General features: G+C 69.9%; 19 protein-coding genes. 7 read left to right on the forward strand and 12 right to left on the reverse strand.

Annotated elements, in window-relative coordinates:
* Positions 1-33: 33 nt before the first annotated feature.
* The 8 genes from BMW88_RS02480 to BMW88_RS02510 all read right to left on the reverse strand — a co-directional run bounded on the left by BMW88_RS02480 (position 34) and on the right by BMW88_RS02510 (position 5,115).
* Positions 34-651, reverse strand: a complete 618-nt coding sequence (locus tag BMW88_RS02480; protein WP_089949434.1) for a heme-binding beta-barrel domain-containing protein — start codon at positions 649-651, stop codon at positions 34-36.
* Positions 652-1,273: 622 nt separating this feature from the next.
* Complete coding sequence (locus BMW88_RS02485) at positions 1,274-1,573, reverse strand: DUF1416 domain-containing protein (protein WP_089948712.1); 300 nt, start codon at positions 1,571-1,573, stop codon at positions 1,274-1,276.
* A gap of 4 nt (positions 1,574-1,577) precedes the next feature.
* Positions 1,578-2,423, reverse strand: coding sequence for a sulfurtransferase (locus BMW88_RS02490; protein ID WP_089948713.1), 846 nt, complete (start codon positions 2,421-2,423; stop codon positions 1,578-1,580).
* Positions 2,424-2,471: 48 nt separating this feature from the next.
* Positions 2,472-2,909, reverse strand: coding sequence for a DUF4395 domain-containing protein (locus BMW88_RS02495; protein ID WP_089948714.1), 438 nt, complete (start codon positions 2,907-2,909; stop codon positions 2,472-2,474).
* A 71-nt stretch (positions 2,910-2,980) separates the two neighbouring features.
* Entirely contained in the window at positions 2,981-3,058 is a 78-nt protein-coding gene (locus BMW88_RS44410) for a putative leader peptide (RefSeq protein WP_425434607.1), read from the reverse strand.
* A 79-nt stretch (positions 3,059-3,137) separates the two neighbouring features.
* Positions 3,138-3,566: a thioredoxin family protein gene (locus BMW88_RS02500; protein ID WP_089948716.1), complete on the reverse strand. Its 429-nt coding sequence runs from the start codon at positions 3,564-3,566 to the stop codon at positions 3,138-3,140.
* On the reverse strand, positions 3,563-4,396 hold the full coding sequence (locus tag BMW88_RS02505; RefSeq protein WP_089948718.1) for an LmeA family phospholipid-binding protein: 834 nt from the start codon (positions 4,394-4,396) through the stop codon (positions 3,563-3,565). Before BMW88_RS02505 ends, BMW88_RS02500 begins: the two co-directional genes overlap by 4 nt.
* Positions 4,393-5,115 (reverse strand): alpha/beta hydrolase, encoded by a 723-nt coding sequence (locus BMW88_RS02510; protein ID WP_245777520.1) that lies wholly within the window; start codon positions 5,113-5,115, stop codon positions 4,393-4,395. The genes BMW88_RS02505 and BMW88_RS02510 overlap by 4 nt, the downstream gene beginning before the upstream one ends.
* 176 nt (positions 5,116-5,291) lie before the next feature.
* Between BMW88_RS02510 and BMW88_RS02515 the strand changes: the two genes are divergently transcribed.
* The 7 genes from BMW88_RS02515 (at position 5,292) to BMW88_RS02545 (ending at position 12,173) form a co-directional block, all read left to right on the forward strand.
* Complete coding sequence (locus BMW88_RS02515; protein ID WP_089948720.1) at positions 5,292-6,047, forward strand: response regulator transcription factor; 756 nt, start codon at positions 5,292-5,294, stop codon at positions 6,045-6,047.
* 10 nt (positions 6,048-6,057) lie between these two features.
* On the forward strand, positions 6,058-6,933 hold the full coding sequence (gene mshD / locus BMW88_RS02520; protein WP_089948722.1) for a mycothiol synthase: 876 nt from the start codon (positions 6,058-6,060) through the stop codon (positions 6,931-6,933).
* Positions 6,934-7,130: 197 nt separating this feature from the next.
* Positions 7,131-8,252, forward strand: coding sequence for a phosphate ABC transporter substrate-binding protein PstS (pstS, locus tag BMW88_RS02525; RefSeq protein WP_089948723.1), 1,122 nt, complete (start codon positions 7,131-7,133; stop codon positions 8,250-8,252).
* A 72-nt stretch (positions 8,253-8,324) separates the two neighbouring features.
* The gene (pstC, locus tag BMW88_RS02530; RefSeq protein ID WP_089948724.1) at positions 8,325-9,299 is read left to right on the forward strand and encodes a phosphate ABC transporter permease subunit PstC; all 975 of its coding nucleotides are present in this window, start codon (positions 8,325-8,327) and stop codon (positions 9,297-9,299) included.
* Complete coding sequence (gene pstA / locus BMW88_RS02535) at positions 9,296-10,210, forward strand: phosphate ABC transporter permease PstA (RefSeq protein WP_089948726.1); 915 nt, start codon at positions 9,296-9,298, stop codon at positions 10,208-10,210. Before pstC ends, pstA begins: the two co-directional genes overlap by 4 nt.
* A 15-nt stretch (positions 10,211-10,225) precedes the next feature.
* Complete coding sequence (pstB, locus tag BMW88_RS02540; RefSeq protein ID WP_089948728.1) at positions 10,226-11,002, forward strand: phosphate ABC transporter ATP-binding protein PstB; 777 nt, start codon at positions 10,226-10,228, stop codon at positions 11,000-11,002.
* Positions 11,003-11,012: 10 nt separating this feature from the next.
* Complete coding sequence (locus tag BMW88_RS02545) at positions 11,013-12,173, forward strand: hypothetical protein (RefSeq protein WP_089948729.1); 1,161 nt, start codon at positions 11,013-11,015, stop codon at positions 12,171-12,173.
* Between the two features lie 12 nt (positions 12,174-12,185).
* Here BMW88_RS02545 and phoU read toward each other — a convergent pair whose 3' ends face one another.
* The 4 genes from phoU to BMW88_RS02565 all read right to left on the reverse strand — a co-directional run bounded on the left by phoU (position 12,186) and on the right by BMW88_RS02565 (position 17,684).
* Positions 12,186-12,848: a phosphate signaling complex protein PhoU gene (gene phoU / locus BMW88_RS02550; RefSeq protein ID WP_089948731.1), complete on the reverse strand. Its 663-nt coding sequence runs from the start codon at positions 12,846-12,848 to the stop codon at positions 12,186-12,188.
* A 72-nt stretch (positions 12,849-12,920) separates the two neighbouring features.
* Complete coding sequence (locus tag BMW88_RS02555) at positions 12,921-15,941, reverse strand: LCP family protein (RefSeq protein ID WP_143115946.1); 3,021 nt, start codon at positions 15,939-15,941, stop codon at positions 12,921-12,923.
* A 300-nt stretch (positions 15,942-16,241) separates the two neighbouring features.
* A complete protein-coding gene (locus BMW88_RS02560; protein WP_143115947.1) occupies positions 16,242-17,090 on the reverse strand; it encodes a GGDEF domain-containing protein in 849 nt (282 codons plus the stop codon).
* A gap of 141 nt (positions 17,091-17,231) precedes the next feature.
* Positions 17,232-17,684, reverse strand: a complete 453-nt coding sequence (locus BMW88_RS02565; protein ID WP_245777521.1) for a hypothetical protein — start codon at positions 17,682-17,684, stop codon at positions 17,232-17,234.
* Positions 17,685-17,737 lie beyond the last annotated feature (53 nt).

Consider the following 17,737-nt stretch of genomic DNA (forward strand, 5'->3'; position numbering starts at 1 on the left):
CCGGTGGCGCGGTGAACGATCCCGTGGCTTCGGTCAGCCCACGACGCGCTTGAGGTGCGCGGACGTGTGCGGCTGCATCTCCTGGCCCATCATCGCGCGCTCCTCGACGTACGCGAGGTCGCCGTTGTTGACGATGCCGTACAGGCGCTGCGAGGCCTTGACGTCCTTGGCGGTGGCGGTGCGGATGACCGCGTCCGTCTCGAACTCCCAGGACGTCTGGGTGCGCACCTTGCCGTAGTACAGCTCGACGATGCCCGTGTTGTGGGTGAGCAACAGCTCGATCGTGTCGTCCGCCTGAGGACGCCAGAAACCCTGCTCCCTGGCCGCCGGGCGGATCACCTCGCCGGCCTCGTTCAGCAGCCAGGACCGCGCCTCGTAGACGAGGAACGGACGGCCGTCGTGGGCGAAGGTGATCTGCTGGCCGAAGCGGAACGGGCCGTCGATCGTCGGGTAGACGACCTCCCCCTCGCCCCTCCACACACCCACCAGGGGCAGGACCGCCAGGAGGGCGTCGTTGAGGTTCGCGCCCTCGCGCAGGTTCGCCGTGTCGCCCGGGATGGGCATGTCGGTGAACTGCGGGAGGTTGCGCTCCCTGGTCGCCGCTGCTCGTTCTTCGGCCAGGCGGATCGCCTCGTCGCCGCTGCCCGGGATGGTCATCGCTGGTCGGAGTAGAGGCGGTAGACGACGTAGCCGGCGAACCACATGACGGCGATCGTCACTAGCACGAGGAGTCCGGTGAAGATGTGTTCCACGGGGATGAGGATATCTCTCCGGGGTTGACGTGCAGTGTTCTGGTGGTGCAGGACACCGGGGGGGTGCGGTTTCAGGGCGCGGGGTCGGCCGGCTTGCGTTTGGCGGGTCGGGTGCCTGTTTCAGGCGCGGGGCTCCGCCCCGGACCCCGCCAATCTGATCCAGGACCGGGCCAGCGCCGCTCTTGGGCTGATGGCACGCCTGTTGCTTTGGGCGGCTTGCTGTTGCGTGGGTGCTTGGGGTGTGGCGTGGTCCCGGCACGAGTCGCACCAGAGGCAGCCACACCTGGGGATGGGTGTCAAACGGACGAAAAGCGTGTCCGTTTGACACCCATCCCCAGGCGCGGCAAAGGCTTCGGCACGACTCGTGACGGGACCACGCCACCCGCCTCGTGTGGGGAAGACGCTCGCCTTCGGCTTCGCGTGGCTCGCCTGCGGCGTCGCGGGGCGGGGGCTCGGCTTCGCCTTCGCGTGCGAAGGCCCCGGCGGTGTGTCACCGCCGGGGCCTGTTGCGTGCTCCGGGGTCAGGCGACCGCGATTTCCACCGCGTGCACGCCGGGGCCGTCGGCCGACACGTCGGCCTGGCCGTTGCCGGTCCTGTGCAGGGCCCGGACGGTCCAGCTGCCCGGTGCCGCGAAGAAGCGGAAGTCGCCCTCCGGGGAGGAGACGACCTCGGCGGTGAACTCGCCGGTCGAGTCCAGCAGGCGGACGAAGGCGCCGCCTACCGGGGTGCCTGCGGAGAGGACCTTGCCCTCGAGGACCGTTTCCGACGTCGAGACGTCGATCGTGCCGCCCTGGACGGGGGCGCCGCAGCCGTCGCTCATGGGATCAGGCCTCCTTGCCGGAACCGAGTTCGATCGGCACGCCGATCAGCGAGCCGTACTCCGTCCAAGAACCGTCGTAGTTCTTGACGTCTTCGTAGCCGAGCAGCTCGCGCAGGGCGAACCAGGTGTGCGAGGAGCGCTCGCCGATGCGGCAGTAGGCGATGGTCTTGCGGGAGCCGTCGAAGCCCGCTTCGGCGTAGAGCGCGCGGAGCTCCTCGTCGGACTTGAAGGTGCCGTCCTCGTTGGCCGCCTTGCTCCACGGGACGTTGACCGCGGACGGGATGTGGCCGCCGCGCTGGGCCTGCTCCTGCGGGAGGTGGGCCGGGGCGAGGAGCTTGCCGGAGAACTCGTCGGGGGAGCGGACGTCGACGAGGTTCTTGTTGCCGATGGCGTCGACGACCTCGTCGCGGAAGGCGCGGATCGAGAGGTCCTGCTCCTTCGCCTGGTAGGTGGTCGCCTCGCGGGTGACCTCCTCCTTGTCCAGGGGGCGGCCGTCGAGCTCCCACTTCTTGCGGCCGCCGTCGAGCAGCTTCACGTTCTCGTGGCCGTAGAGCTTGAAGTACCAGTAGGCGTAGGCCGCGAACCAGTTGTTGTTGCCGCCGTAGAGGACGACGGTGTCGTCGTTGGAGATGCCCTTGGCCGAGAGCAGCTTCTCGAAGCCCTCGCGGTCGACGAAGTCGCGGCGGACCGGGTCCTGGAGGTCGTTCTTCCAGTCGATCTTCACGGCGCCGGGGATGTGCCCGCCGTCGTACGCGGTGGTGTCCTCGTCGACCTCCGCGAAGACGACGCCGGGCGTCTGGAGGTTCTCCTCGGACCAGGCGGCCGAGACCAGCACGTTCTCACGGCTCATGGAAGGTTGCTCCTGTATCAGTGCGTGGCTTTCTTGCGGGCGAGTCTTTTATTGCGGGCGAGCGAGGGCGGGTGCGTACCGGCGCAGCAGCAGGTACGCCTCGCACCCGAGGCACAGGCCCAGTGCCGCGTTGAGCAGCGCTGCGACCAGTGCGAGGCCGGTGGCGACCATGCCGAGCGTCGTGAGGCCCGTGGCGTAACCGAGGGTGCCGATCAGCGCGAACACGAACCCGACGCCCTGGGCGAACCGCAGCGGGGCGGCTTCCTCGCGTTCGGTGGTCGGGGTCAGGCGCGGCTGGATCGCGAAGCGGTAGACGTGACCCCACGGGTTGAGCTTGAGCGAGATGAACGCGCACATCGCGAAGAGGACCGTCTGGGCGGCGAGGAGACGCCACCAGCCGGTCAGCAGCACGATCGCGAGGACGACGGTGGTCATCCAGGCGGAGAAGCGCGGTCCGCGCGGGTCTACAGGGGAGTCCTTGGGCACGACGACCTCCGGGCATACGGACGAGAGGATTCAGTCCGGCAGAGGTGGCTGTTGGGCGTCAAGCGGCCCAGTCAGCTCGTCATGCGACACAGGCTGCTGCGCACGCGGCACAGGTCAACCGCGCGTCGCTTCGTGAGCAGCATGGTCATGGCAGCGAGGGTAGCCCCCGATCCCTCGGTCCGGGAGATATGTCCAACTGATGGAACAACCCAGGTTCACTCGACCGGGCTATCCCCCGGATGGGGGCACGAGGTGGGGGCGCAGGGCGGCCAGCAACGCGTCCCGCTTCGGCACCCCGCCGACCCGCAGCACCTCGGTGCCGTCGGCGGTCAGGGCCAGCGTCGTGGGGGTGCGCATGACGCCGAGCCGCGCGGCCACGTCCGGGAGGTTCGTGATGTCGAGCTCGGCGTGCGTGAGGCCCTCGGTGCGGTCGGCCAGGTCGCGCAGGACCACCTTCGCGTGCCGGCAGGGCGCGCAGAACGTGGTGGAGAGCTGGACCAGCGTCACCCCCGGCGCGAGCAGCTCGCGCACGGGAGCGGGCAGGTCGGCGGTGGAGCTGTCGTCGCGACGGGAGATGCGGCCCTCGCGGACCTTGAGCAGCACGCCGATCGCGCCGGCCACGGCCAGCGCTCCCAGCAGCGCCCACACGCCTGTCATCGCTGGACCAGCGGCACGTTCGCGATCTCGCCGCTGAGCTTGAACGACCCGCTCTCCACCTCGACGGCGGTCGGCGTCGCGTCGAAGGGCAGCGTGCCGGGGTCGATCTTGATCGCGAGCGCCTGGCGGAGCTGCGGGACGATCTGCTTGAGCGAGGCGTCGTCGAGCTCGATGTCGTCGATGTTGATCTGAATGGCGCCGCTGACCAGCGCGATCTGGCCGTACGCGGTGAGCGTGACGACCCGGCCGGCGACGTTGGTCTGGCCGGAGAGCTTGACCGCGGCCGTGGTCTTGGGCGCCTTCGGGTCAGCGGGCACCGGGGCGGCGACGCGGTTGTCCGGCTCGATCGAGAGCTTGTCGAACGGCGTGACCTGGTTCGCGAGCCGGTTCAGGTCGAGCGCCTTGATCCGGACGCTGCCCCTGACCGTGTCGATGGTCGCCTTGGAGACGTTGCCCGCCAGCAGGTCGGCCAGCTCGACGCGGGTGTGCAGGAGGTCGGCCTCGATGTCGAGGTCGCGCAGGTCGAGGCCCTGCTGCTCGTCCTTGATCGGCACGCCGTACGCGCGGATCTCCACGTGCCGGTAGTCGCCGCGGATCGCCTGCAGGGTGAACGGGAACCCGTTGATGCGCACCGACGGGTCCTCGTCGAGCTGCAGCTTCTCCCGCATGCGCTGGGCGATCTGGTACTCGCCCGCCGCCGCCAGCGCGAAGTCCGCGGCCACGAGCAGCACACCGAGCACGATCACGGTGATGACGAGGAACTTGCCGCGCCGCGACTTCTTCTTCGGCCGGGGGCGGGCGGGGGCCTGTCCGGAAAACCCTGCAGTCATTCCTCGTCCTCGACGTTGCCGGCGATCCATGCCGCCATCCGGTCTACCAGGTCTGGGGTCGCGGCCGACTCCGCGTGCCGCATGCCGGGCTCGATCCACAGCTCGGCATGCCCTGAGGACGCGCGGTGCAGTGACCGGGCGTGCTCCGGACCGAAATAGTGGTCCAGGTCACCGTGCACGATCAGCAGTGGCGTCGGCGTGATGCGGGCGACCACCTCCAGCGGGCTCTCCGGCGCTTGTACCCAGCCGCCGCCGAGCCGAACCCCGATCGCCCGTGCCGCGATCTTGCCGTGCGGCTGCTCCAGCAACCAGTGCACCCGGCGCATCGGAGCGGTCTCGCGCGACCACCAGCGGGCCGGGCCGCTCACCGAGACGACGGCGTCCGGCCTGGTCCGCCCCAGCGCGGCGTGCCGGATGACGATCGAGGCGCCCATCGAGAACCCGACCGTGGCGACCTTGCGGTAGCCCAGGTCGCGCGCGGTCCGGACGGCCGCCTCGATGTCGTGCACCTCGTCGGCGCCGACCGTGGAGCGTCCCCCGGAGCGCCCGTGGCCGCGGAAGTCGAACGCGACGACACCGGCGTGCCTGGCCAGCCGGGCGAGCACCCGCGCGACGTACGGCTTGCGCACGTTGTTCGTGAACCCGTGTCCCACAACGAAAGCGAGGTCGCTTTCGCGCTTGTGGTGAACGCCGTGCAGCAGCACCCCGTCGTGTGACATGGATGTAACAGGCGTGACGCTTGTGGAAACAACTGTGAGCACGGCTTCTTGACCTGGGACTTTCTCGGGGTGCACCGGTATTGTCTCCGTCATCCGCAGGCAACGGGGCCCGGTCACCGTACGCCGCTGGTCTGGTCGAGGTGACCTGACCACGGCCGATCTTGGAGGGCGCCGCGATGAGCATCGACGTGCTTCTGCTGACGACAGACCCGGACCCGGAGGCTGTTCTCCCCGCGCTGGCACTGCTCCCGCACGCCGTGCGCCCGCTGCGTCCCGAGGTCTCCGCGCTGCTGGAGGCGGGCCCCCACGACATCGTGCTGGTCGACGCCCGCACGGACCTCGTCGGCGCCCGGTCGCTGTGCCGGCTGCTCGACTCGTCCGGCGTGGACGTGCCCGTGGTGGCCGTGGTCACCGAGGGCGGCCTGGTCGCCGTCAACTCCGACTGGTCGGTCGACGAGATCCTGCTGCCGACCTCCGGCCCGGCCGAGGTCGACGCCCGCCTGCGCCTGGTCCGCTCGCGCCGCGGCGCGAGCCAGCCCGGTGGCGACGGCGCGCTGCAGCTCGGCGACCTCGTGATCGACGAGGCCACCTACACCGCGCGCCTCAAGGGCCGCCCGCTCGACCTCACCTACAAGGAGTTCGAGCTGCTCAAGTACCTCGCCCAGCACGCAGGCCGGGTGTTCACCCGCGCCCAGCTGCTGCAGGAGGTCTGGGGCTACGACTTCTTCGGCGGCACCCGCACGGTCGACGTCCACGTGCGACGGCTGCGCGCCAAGCTCGGCCCCGAGCACGAGGCGTTGATCGGGACCGTGCGCAACGTGGGCTACAAGTTCGTCCGGCCGCCCCGTCCCGGCTCGACGCGCCGGGCGCCCGAGGTGACCGAGGTGGACGACTCGGTCACCGTCCTGGATGAGCGCCTGATCGCGCGGTAGGTTCGCCTGCGTGGCGCAACTGAGCTGGTTCGACGAGCTGACCACCGACCAGGCTGCCGAGGTCGGGCGGCTGCTGGCCGCTGCCGAGAGCACCGACGGCGTGGCGCCGGTCGGCGAGGCCGTGCGGCTGCGGATGCGCCCCGGCGCGACCGGCAGCAAGCACCTCCTCGCGCACCTCGACGGCGAGCTCGCCGGGTACGCGCACGTGGACATGATCGGCGACTCGGGCGGCAACAAGGTCGCCGAGTTCGCCGTGCACCCGCGGCACCGCCACCAGGGCGTCGGCGAGGCGCTCGTGAAGGCGCTGCCCCAGGAGGGCCTGCGCATCTGGGCGCACGGCGGCCACCCCGACGCCGAGAAGCTCGCGGCGAAGCTCGGCTTCCGCAAGGTCCGCGAGCTGCTGCGGATGCGGCTGCGGGTCGAGAACGACCTGCCGGAGCCGAAGCTGCCCGAGGGCGTCACCATCCGGCCGTTCGTCCCCGGCAAGGACGAGGCCGCGGTCGTCTACGTGAACCACCGCGCGTTCGACTGGCACCCCGAGCAGGGCTCGATGTCGATCGAGGACGTCCGCGCCAAGGAGGACGAGCCCTGGTTCGACCCCGAGGGCTTCCTGCTGGCGTTCACCGACGAGGACCGGCTGGCCGGCTTCCACTGGACGAAGGTGCACACCGCGGACCTCGGCGAGGTGTACGTGGTGGGCGTCGACCCGGACAGCCAGGGCGGTGGCCTGGGCAAGGCGCTGACGCTGGCGGGGCTGCGCCATCTGCAGCAGCGGGGCGTCAAGGAGGTCATGCTCTATGTGGAGGCCGACAACACTGCGGCAGTGCGTGTGTACACAAAGTTGGGATTCACCCTTTGGGACGCTGACGTTCAATACGCCCGGTAGTGAACGAACCATCACGAAACGCAAACACGCAGGTCACGCCGTCACCCTTCCGGCGGTGTGCCTGGTCACTTCCCGTCCTGTGTTCACCTGCCGTTCACCTCCTTTAGGCGGACTGTCCACTCTGGCTACCTACCTTCCGTAGCGAGCGGCGACGTCCGTCGCGAAACCGCTAATGCTTCCGCAGGTGGAGGACTCAGGTGAAGATCCAGCGGCACGGCGCCGTGCTCGGCCTCGTCGCGGCCGGCGCGCTTCTGCTCAGTGCGTGTGGCTCCGACAACAACACCGGTACGGGTGGCAACACCCAGGCGAGCTCGGCTTCCAACGTCGAGTGCGGTGGCAAGGCCAAGCTCAAGGCCAGTGGCTCGTCGGCGCAGGCGAACGCGATGACGCGCTTCGTCACCGCCTACGAGACCGCGTGCGAGGGCCAGAGCCTCGACTACAACTCCAACGGCTCCGGTGCCGGTGTCAAGGAGTTCAACGGCAAGCAGACCGACTTCGGTGGCTCGGACTCGCCGCTCAACAAGGACAAGGGCGAGTACGACGCGGCCAAGACCCGCTGCGACGGCAGCGACGCGTGGAACCTGCCGGCCGTTTTCGGGCCGATCGCGATCACCTACAACGTGGCGGGCGCCGACGGTCTCGTCTTCGACGCCGCCACCCTCTCGAAGATCTTCAGCGGTGCGGTCACCACGTGGAACGACCCCGCCATCGCCGCGCTGAACAGCGGCAAGCAGCTTCCCGCCGACAAGATCGTCGTGGTCTTCCGCTCGGACGAGTCGGGCACCACGGACAACTTCCAGAAGTACCTGGAGGCCGCGTCCAAGGGCGCGTGGACCAAGGGCTCCGGCAAGGCGTTCACCGGCGGTGTCGGTGAGGGCGCCAAGGGCAACGAGGGCACCTCGGCCGCGGTGAAGGGCACCAAGGGCGCCATCACCTACAACGAGTGGTCGTTCGCCAAGGCCAACAAGCTGCAGATCGCCAAGATCGTCAACTCGGGCGGCGGTGAGCCGGTCGAGCTGACCACCGCGAGCGCGGGCAAGGCCATCGAGGGCGCCAAGTTCAAGGGCGAGGGCAACGACCTGGTGCTCGACCTGAAGTCGCTCTACGCGACCGAGACCGCCGGCGCCTACCCGCTGGTGCTGGCCGCCTACGAGATCGTCTGCTCCAAGTACACCGACGCGGAGACCGGCAAGGCGGTCAAGGCGTTCCTGACGGTCGCCGTGACCGATGGTCAGAAGGGCCTGGAGGACGCCGGGTACAGCCCGCTCCCGACCGCCTTCCAGGAGAAGCTGCTGACCGCCATCAAGGCGATCGCCTGACGGTAGTGACCACCGCGCCGGGAGCGTCCAACACGATCGGACGCTCCCGGCCGACTACGGATGATTGGCACCATGGCTGAAGAGGTCACCGGCAGCTCGCCGCCCGCCAAGTCGAACGGCCGTCGCCGGGGCGACGGCGTTTTCCGTTCCATGACCACCGGCTCAAGCCTGGTGATCGTGGTTTCCATCGGGTTGATCGGCCTGTTCCTGCTGATCCAGGCCGTTCCGTCGCTGAACGCGAACAACATCAACTTCTTCACGAGCCCGGAGTGGGCGACCGGCGAGGTCGGGAACCTCCGGTTCGGCATCCGGGACCTGCTCGTGGTCACGGTGCTGTCATCACTGCTGGCGCTCGCGATCGCGATGCCGCTCGCGATGGGGATCGCCCTGTTCCTCACGCACTACCTGCAGCCGAAGCTCGCCCGGCCGTTCGCCTACGTCATCGACCTGCTCGCCGCGGTGCCTTCGATCGTCTTCGGCCTGTGGGGCGCCAAGGTGCTCGGCCCGGCGCTGGAGCCGGTCGCCACGTTCCTCAACGAGAACCTGGCGTGGGTTCCGCTCTTCTCCGACGGCAACGTCTCGCTGTCCGGCGGTGGCAACATCTTCACCGCGGGCATCGTGCTCTCGATCATGATCCTGCCGATCATCACCGCGGTCAGCCGCGAGGTGTTCCGGCAGACGCCGGTGATGCAGATCGAAGGCGCGCTCGCACTCGGCGCGACCCGGTGGGAGATGATCCGCACCACGGTGCTCCCGTTCGGGCGCAGCGGCTACATCGCCGGTTCGATGCTCGGCCTCGGCCGGGCTCTCGGTGAGACGGTCGCGGTGCTGATCATCCTGCGGTCCGCGACGAGCTCGTCGACGTTCAGCTTCTTCGACGGCGGTTACACGTTCGCGTCGAAGATCGCGTCCGCGGCGCCGGAGTTCAGCGAACCGCTGTCCACCGGCGCGTACATCGCGGCCGGTCTGGTCCTGTTCGTGTTCACCTTCGCGGTGAACGCCCTCGCGCGCTACGTCGCGGGCCGAGGAAAGGCGAAGGCGTCGTGACGGCCACGTTGACCGATCCCAACAGGCCGGCTCAGGCGCCTGCGTTCCAGAAGATCAGCCCGGCGAGGCAGTTCAAGAACTACCTCGCGATGACCTTGATGGGTCTCGCGTTCCTCGTCGCGGTGGTTCCGCTGGTGTGGCTGCTGTTCACCGTGGTCTCCAACGGCTACAGCGCGCTGGTGAACGGTGACTGGTGGTCCAAGTCGCTCAAGGGTGTGCTGCCGGAGCAGTTCGCCGGCGGTGTCTACCACGCGCTGTACGGCTCGATCATGCAGGCGCTCGTGTGCGCGCTGATCGCAGTGCCGATCGGCATCCTCACCGCCGTCTACCTCGTCGAGTACGGCAACAACGGCCGCTTCGCCCGGCTCACGACGTTCATGGTCGACATCCTGTCCGGTGTGCCGTCGATCGTCGCGGCTCTGTTCGTGTTCGCGCTGTGGGTCACCACGTTCGGGTTCGAGACGAGTGCGTTCGCCGTTTCGCTCGCGCTCGTGTTGCTGATGCTGCCGGTCGTCGTCCGTTCCACCGAGGAGATGTTGCGCTTGGTGCCGGACGAGCTGAGGGAAGCCTCGTACGCGCTGGGCGTGCCCAAGTGGAAGACGATCGTGAAGATCGTGCTGCCGACCGCGCTGTCCGGCATCGTCACGGGCGTCATGCTCGCGACCGCCCGCGTCATGGGTGAGACCGCGCCGGTGCTGGTGCTGGTGGGTTACAGCCGCTCGATCAACTTCGACATCTTCGGCGGCAACATGGCTTCGCTGCCGCTGCTGATCTACAACGAGCTGCTGAACCCGGAAGAGGCGGGCCAGTTGCGGGTGTGGGGTGCCGCGCTCACGCTGATCCTCCTCATCATGTTCTTCAACCTCGTGGCGACCGTGATCTCGCGGTTCTCCGCGATCAAGACCAAGTGAAGCGGCGGAAGACAGATGGCCAAGCGCTTTGACATCAAGGACCTGAACATCTACTACGGCAAGTTCCACGCGGTGAACAGCGTGAACTTGGCCGTGCCGCCGCGCAACGTCACCGCGTTCATCGGGCCGTCCGGCTGCGGCAAGTCGACCGTGCTGCGGTCGCTGAACCGCATGCACGAGGTCATCCCCGGCGCGCGGGTCGAGGGCAAGGTGCTGCTGGACGGCGAGGACATCTACGCGTCCAACGTCGACCCGGTCGAGGTGCGCCGCACCATCGGCATGGTGTTCCAGCGCCCCAACCCGTTCCCGACGATGTCCATCAGGGACAACGTGGTCGCGGGCCTGCGCCTCGCGGGTGTGAAGAACAAGAAGCACCTCGACGAGGTCGCCGAGCGCTCGTTGCGCGGCGCCAACCTCTGGAACGAGGTCAAGGACCGCCTCGACCGGCCCGGCGGCGGCCTCTCCGGTGGTCAGCAGCAGCGCCTGTGCATCGCGCGTGCCATCGCGGTGCAGCCCGACGTGCTGCTGATGGACGAGCCCTGCTCCGCCCTGGACCCGATCTCCACGCTGGCGATCGAGGACCTGATCACGGAGCTGAAGAAGGAGTACACGATCGTCATCGTGACCCACAACATGCAGCAGGCCGCGCGCGTCTCCGACCAGACCGCGTTCTTCAACCTGCTGGGTGTCGGTCAGCCCGGACAGCTGATCGAGGTGGACGACACGGAGAAGATCTTCTCCAACCCCGGCCAGAAGGCGACCGAGGACTACATCTCCGGCCGGTTCGGCTAGATTCCTGCGGGTGAGCCCGCAGAGCAAACCCCGCAAGCGCAAGCAAGGCAAGGCACCCGGCCGCCGGCCGGAGCGGCAGTCCCCGTACGGGGCGTTGCTCGAGTCGGCGGCCGCGTTGCGTTCGGAGTCCTGGCTGCTCGCGGACGCCTGGGCGAGCGAGCTCCACGCCACGCTCTGGCTCGCGGGCTCCGGCAACTCGCCGGTGGTCGAGGCGCTCGCCGCGATGGACGACCCCGCCGCGCTCACGGCGTTGCGCGCACTGTCCGGTGTGGGCTCCGCGGAGAACCGGCTCGAGGCCTTCGCGGCCGCGGAGAACGTCGCCGCCCGCGGCGTCGCCGAGCCGTCCTGGTACGCGGCCGGCGCCTCGCTGGAGTTCCGCGAGGCCTTCCTCGTCACGAACCTGCTGGGCGACGTCGAGGTCGTCGCGATCACCCAGGAACGGGCCGGTGCCGCGGAGACCGTCCTGTTCATGCGCCAGCCGGTGCTCGGGGCCACCGCCATCGAGCTGTTCTCGACCCCGGCCGAGGGCACCGTGGCGCTGCTGGAGGACATGATCGCCTCGACGCCCGACGCGTTCCGCGACGTGCTCATCCCGCTGAGCGCCACGGACGTCTACGACCGGGTGTGGCCGGACATCGAGCAGTTCTGGGCCGACGGACCCGACGAGGAGGCCGAGGAGGGCCTCATCGGCTCCGAGGACGTGCGGCACCCCGTGCAGCTGATCGCGCTCGCCGACGCCCGCGTGAGCGCGCTGGTGCCCAGCGGGTACGAGATCCCCACCGTCAGTCCGGAGAGGGCGGACGAGGCTGTCGAGGCGTTCCTCGCGTCCGGCCACGGGATCGAGGACGTCGAGGCGGCGCGGGCGTTCGCGCGCATCGTCGCGGCCGCGGCGGTGGAGCAGAACCGCGATCCCGTCGTCTACGGGCCGGCGTCGCTGACCGCGGTGCTCATCCTGAAAGTGGCGGCCGAGGTGCACGTGTCCGACGCGGACCTGGCGCTGTTCCCGGACCTGGTGCGGGCGTGGGCCTACTTCACCGCGGACGCGCGGGACCTGCCGCGCGACGAGGCGCGGGCGGCGTGGGACGAAGAACTGCCCACCGTGCTCGCCGAGTTCTCCGAGGCCTACGCCGATCCGGAGCTCGCGGCAGAACGCGATGGGCAGTTTCGCTGAACGGTTCGTGGATCAGACGGTCTCGTCGTCGTAGCCGGGCATCCGGCCGGTGACGACGAAGACCGTGCGCTTGGCGACCGACACGGCGTGGTCGCCGTAGCGCTCGTAGAAGCGGCCGAGCAGCGTCACGTCGACGGCGCTCGCGACGCCGTGCTGCCACTCCTTGTCCATGATCACCGTGAACAGGTGGCGGTGGATGTCGTCCATCGCGTCGTCCTCGTTCTCGAGGCTGCGCGCGCGGGCGACGTCCTTCTCGCGGATGATCTCGGCCGCCTCGGTGGCGAGCTTGACCGCGATCCGGCCCATGTCGGCGAAGTACGGCTGCACGTCCTCCGGCAGCGCCGATGCCGGGTGGCGGCGGCGGGCGGCCTTCGCGACGTGCAGGGCGAGGTCGCCCATGCGCTCCACGCTCTCGGCGGCGTGGATCACCGCGAGCACGGTGCGCAGGTCCGTCGCGACCGGTGCCTGCAGCGCGAGCAGCGCGTACGCCTGCTCCTCGATGCTGGAGCGGACGTCGTCGACCTTCTGGTCACCGCTGATGACCTGCTCCGCGAGGCCGAGGTCGGCCTGCAGCAGAGCAGAGGTCGCGTTCTGCATCGCCTCCGCGACCATGACGGTCATGTCGGCCAGTCGTTCGGCAAGCTCTTCTAGCTGGTCGTGGTAGGCCTCGCGCATGGCGCTCAGCCTACGTCCCGACCATCGCGGCAGCGACATGCCAGGATGAACCCGAGGTGAACCCGAGGCGAATCACTTCGCGCAGGGGTCCTGTGCGGCGTTCACAATGGACAGATCGCTGGTGCCTTGTCCCTGCTTCTGGGCCTGTCCCTGGTTCGTGCCGCCCTGCGGCGCCACGACCCTGTCGTCGAAGTTCGCGCCGAGCGTGAGCAGGATCGCGCCGCCCATCTCGGGCGCCTCGACCAGTTCCGCGCTGGGAACGGCGGCCTTGAGCGTCGCCGCCTTGTTCTCGTTGCCCTTCGCGTACCTGATCGTGGTCTTGGACGCGTTCTCCGGTGAGTTGCCGCGCCGCGCGACCTGGAACCCCTTCTGCTGCAACGCGTTCGCCGTCCGGTCGGCCGCGCCGCCGTTCGTCGGGTCGCCGTTCAGCACCTGGATGGTGACTTCCTTGGGGTCGATCACCGTGCCGGGCTGTTGCTGCACCGGAGCGTTGGGCTGCTCGCCCGGCTTCGTCTCGGCGACCTTCTCCTGCGGCAACGGCGTGCCGTCGATGACCGTCTGGAAGAGCTTCTTGACCTCTTCGTCCTGCAGGCGCTCGATGTTGTCGTCGTTCGACTTCGTCGGGCCCTCGTCGGTCCAGTGCGGCATCGTCACGAACGAGACGCGGCCCGCCTCGAGGCTCTGCATCGAGTTCGCGAGCTCCAGCAGCGAGGCGACGTCGATGTTGTCGCCGACGGTGGAGCTCGTGAGCGCGTTGATGAAGTTGTTGAGCTTGGTCGGGCTCAGCAACACCTCGTTCGACAGCGACTGGCGCAGCATCGCCGACAGGAACTGCTGCTGGCGCTTGATGCGGTCGAAGTCCGTGCCGCTGTCGCCCGCGACCTTGCGGGCCCGCACGAACTGCAGCGCCTGGTCACCCTTGAGCAGGATCTTGCCCGGCTTGTCGATGACGACACCGAGCTCGTCGTCGATGATCGCCTTGGGCGTGCAGATCTCCACGCCGCCGATCGCCGTCGACATCTCGCGGAAGCCGTTGAAGTCGATGCTGACGAAGTGGTTGATCTTCAGGCCGGACAGCTGGGTCATCATGTTGGCGACGCACTCGGGTCCGCCGTCGTTGTAGATGGAGTTGGCCATCACGGCCTTCTCCGGCGCCAGCGGGCCGGCGTACTGCCCGGTGTCGGGGTTCCAGCTCCGGCACGCGGGCCGGTCGACGCGCACGTCACGGGGCAACGACACGACGACGATGCGCTTCCGGTCGGCCGGGATGTGCGCGAGCATGATCACGTCCGACCGCGCGCCACCCTCCTGCGCCTGGGTGCCGACGTTGTCGCCCGCTTTCGCGCCCGCCCTGGTGTCCGAGCCGACCAGCAGGAAGTTCTCGTCACCGAGCTGCTTCTCGGCCTGCTGCACGGCCTGGGAGTTGCCGCCGAGGGCGTCGATCCGCTGGAACTTGGAGTCGGCCCACTGCATCGCCGACCAGGCGATGCCGGTCGAGGCGAACACCGCGGCCGCGGCGGCGATCGCCGAGACCTTGGCGCCGCGCATCAACCTGCGCTGCTGGGGCGTGCGACCGGTGGTCCTGGGCGGGGCGTCGTCGTCACCGTCCGGCGAGACCGGGGCGGCGAACTGCGTCGCCTCCTCGTTCGCCTCCTCGTCCTCGTCCTTGACCCACGGCATGAGCTTGGCGCGCCGCTCCTTGCGCTGGCGCTCCTGCTCGAGCAGTTCGTCGTGCACCGCGGAGAACCGCGCGAGGGTGTGGTCGACCTCGCGGCGCTTCTTCACGTCGTCGCCGATGGCCTCCATCTCGGTGGTGAGGCACGACGGGTCCATGTCTTCGCGCTTCTCGACCTTGGCCACGCCCGCCGCGGGGGCGACCTTGGCCACGCCCGCCGCGGGGGCGACCTTGGCCACGCCCGCCGCGGGGGCGATCTGAGTGGCTTCGGGGCCCGGCGCGTCGGCCTTGGGCTCCTCGGCCGGGGCGTCGGGCGCCGCACCGAGCCGGTTGGCGATGGCGGGTCCACCGGCGCCGGGCACCGGGCGGGGACCGCTCGACTCCGCCCGCGGGGGCATGGGCCGGGGTCCGCTCGACTCGGCCCGCGGCGGCATCGGGTGCCTGCCGCTCACGTCCCCGTTCGGGGGCATGGGACGTCGGCCCGCGGGCTCCGGTCCCTCGCCGGGGGCGGGTGGCCGGGCGATCGTGTTCGACGACGGCGCGTCACCCGGCAGCAGCCTGCGGGGCGCACCCGCGTCCGGCGGTCCCGCCGGAGCGGGGGGACGCGGGAGGCCGGTGGCCGAGGGGGCGTCGCCGGGCGCGAGCCTGCGCGGCGGTGCGCCGTTGACGTCGGGCGCGGGCCGGCGGGGTGCGCCGCCTGCTTCCGGCGCGGGACGCCGGGGGATGCCGTTCGCGGAAGGCGCGTCGCCGGGAGGCATCCGGCGCGGGTCGCCGGGGGCCGGCGGGCGCGGGATGCCGTTGGACGAGGGCACGTCGCCGGGGATCGGCGGGCGCGGGATGCCGTTGGACGAGGGCACGTCGCCGGGCGCCGGGCGGCGAGGGACGCCACCGGGGCCCATCTCGCCGGGCGCGGGACGTCGCCTCGGGTCGGCTTCGGGACGCCGGACGGCGCCGTTCGGATCGCCGGGCGCCGGACGGCGCTGCATCCCCGGCGCGTCCGGTCGCGGCCGCTGCCCCGGCTGCTCGCCGGGAGGCGGGTAGGCGCCGTTCTGCGGACGTGGCCGGTTGCCGGTCTGCTCGGCGGGGGCGTCGGGACGCCGTCGCCTGCCGGTCTGCTCGCCCGCGAAGTTCTGCGGGGCGGGGTCGGGCATCGGCGGCCGCGGGCGCGCGCCCGTCTGCTCACCGGGCCGGTGCGCCGCGGGTGGCTGCTGCCGCGGCGCCTGTGGCTGCGGCGGCTGCACCGGCGGCGGCGCGGGCGGGTCGGGCAGGGCGCGCCTGCCCGTGGCGGGTGGATCGGGCAGGGCACGCCTGCCTGTAGTGGAAGCGTCGGGCGAGCCAGGCGGGACGGGCCGGGGGATGTTCGTCCTGCTGTGCTGCTCGATGAGGTCCGAGACGCTCAGGCCCCCAGAGCCTTCCATCGAGCGACGTCTGCGGCCGGTCGGCTGGTCGTCGTGCTGGGGGTCCTGATCACCACGGGAAGAGGGGCCGCCACGTCGGGGGTCGTCGGGCACCCAATCTCCCTTCTGGGTCAGAAGCAAAGCGGTTCGTCATTACGAGTTGACGACGACCGGGATACAACGGTTGCATCACCGGCGTGTCAGTTGCGCCCGCGATACTACGGATGTAGCCGACTTCTGACGACCACTCCCGGTGATACGTCTGGGATGAGTACGCGAATTCGTGCAGTCCGCCTACCCTGAACGGGTGAGCCAGCTCACTCAGTAGTAACCGGCGGCCCGGGGTTCGGCGATGGCTCGCCGGCCGGAGGCCGCGCCGGCGAGGCGGACGCGACCGTCCGCGCGGTACGCCACCGCGTTGCGCCCTGACTGCTTGGCCGTGTACAGGAGGCTGTCGGCGCGCAGTAGCTGCTGCTCGGCGCCGACCGCCGGGCGCTCCGGCGCCTCGTCCGCGGGCGGCTCGTACGCGAGGCCCGCGCTGACCGTCACGCGCAGCCCCGGCGCGATCTCCTGCCAAGGGTGACGCTCGACACGTTCCCGCGCCGCCTCGGCGATCTCCACGGCTGTCGCCGAGTCGACCCTGGGCAGCACGAGCACGAACTCCTCGCCGCCGTAGCGGGCGCAGAAGGCGTGCTCGGGGAGGTCCTGCTGGAGCAACTCCACCACGCGTTGCAGCACCCGGTCGCCGAGCAGGTGCCCGAAGCTGTCGTTGACCTGCTTGAACCAGTCGAGGTCGATCAGCGCGATGGCGAGTCCGTGCCGGCACGCGCCGTGCTCGGTCAGCAGGTCCATCAGCCGCTGGTCGAGGTAGCGGCGGTTGTAGGAGTCGGTGAGGCTGTCGCGCAGGCTCTGCTCGCGCGCCTCGGCGTGCTCCCGGCGCAGCCGGTCGACCTCGCGGCGCAGTTGCTCGGGAACGTGCGGCTCCTCCTCCTGACCGGCCTGGACCAGGTCGAGGGCGAAGCGGAGGTGCTGGTAGGCCTGGCACCACTGGCCGCGGGAGGCGAGCAGCGCCGCGATGGACTCGTGCAGGCCGGCCAGCCCAGGACCCTGCCGGTCGACGCCGGCGTCGGACTGGCGGGTCTGTGCGATCTCTGGTCGCAGCGCGGTCATCGCGGTCACCTCCTTACTTGGCAGGTGTCGTCCCCGCGGAGGCGGCGCTTGAGCTGAAAGGACACGAGCGGGTGGGATTTCCCCCGTCCGGTTGACCGTGAGCTGCTCCGATCCAGTGAGCTTGGAAGATCGACAACCCGCTCAGCCACCGAGGCAGGGCGCGAACCCGTACACCTGGTCGTCCAACAGCACGACGTGCAGCGATCCGATCTGGCTGCCGACCACCGCGGTCTCCTTGCGCAAGGTGATCGTGACCGCCACGACGTACACGTCCCCACGAGGATGGGTCTTTTCACCAGGGGGTGCCCAGTCGGCGTCCGTGCGAAGCGTCGACCACGTCGGCTCGACCTTGATCGTCGCTCCGCGCAGGTCGCACGTCTTCTGCCGGAAGTCCGGGTGCTGCGTGTCCTTCAGCATCTTCTGCTGCTGGGACACGCCCTCGTCCGCGGCCTTGTTGAGGCGCTCGTAGAACGCCTTGAACTTCGCCTTGTCACCGTCGCTCAGCCGGACCGGCCGTGCCGTGCCCGCGACCGGACCGCCGCAGCCCGCGAGCAGCGCGAGCGAGGCGAGGAGGACCGCGACGCGCTCAGTCACCACGTCTGTCCCGGCGGGAAGGGGAGCGCACAGGACCTCCAACGGTGTGCCGG

The organism is Lentzea xinjiangensis (assembly GCF_900110955.1).
Lineage (GTDB): Bacteria > Actinomycetota > Actinomycetes > Mycobacteriales > Pseudonocardiaceae > Lentzea > Lentzea xinjiangensis.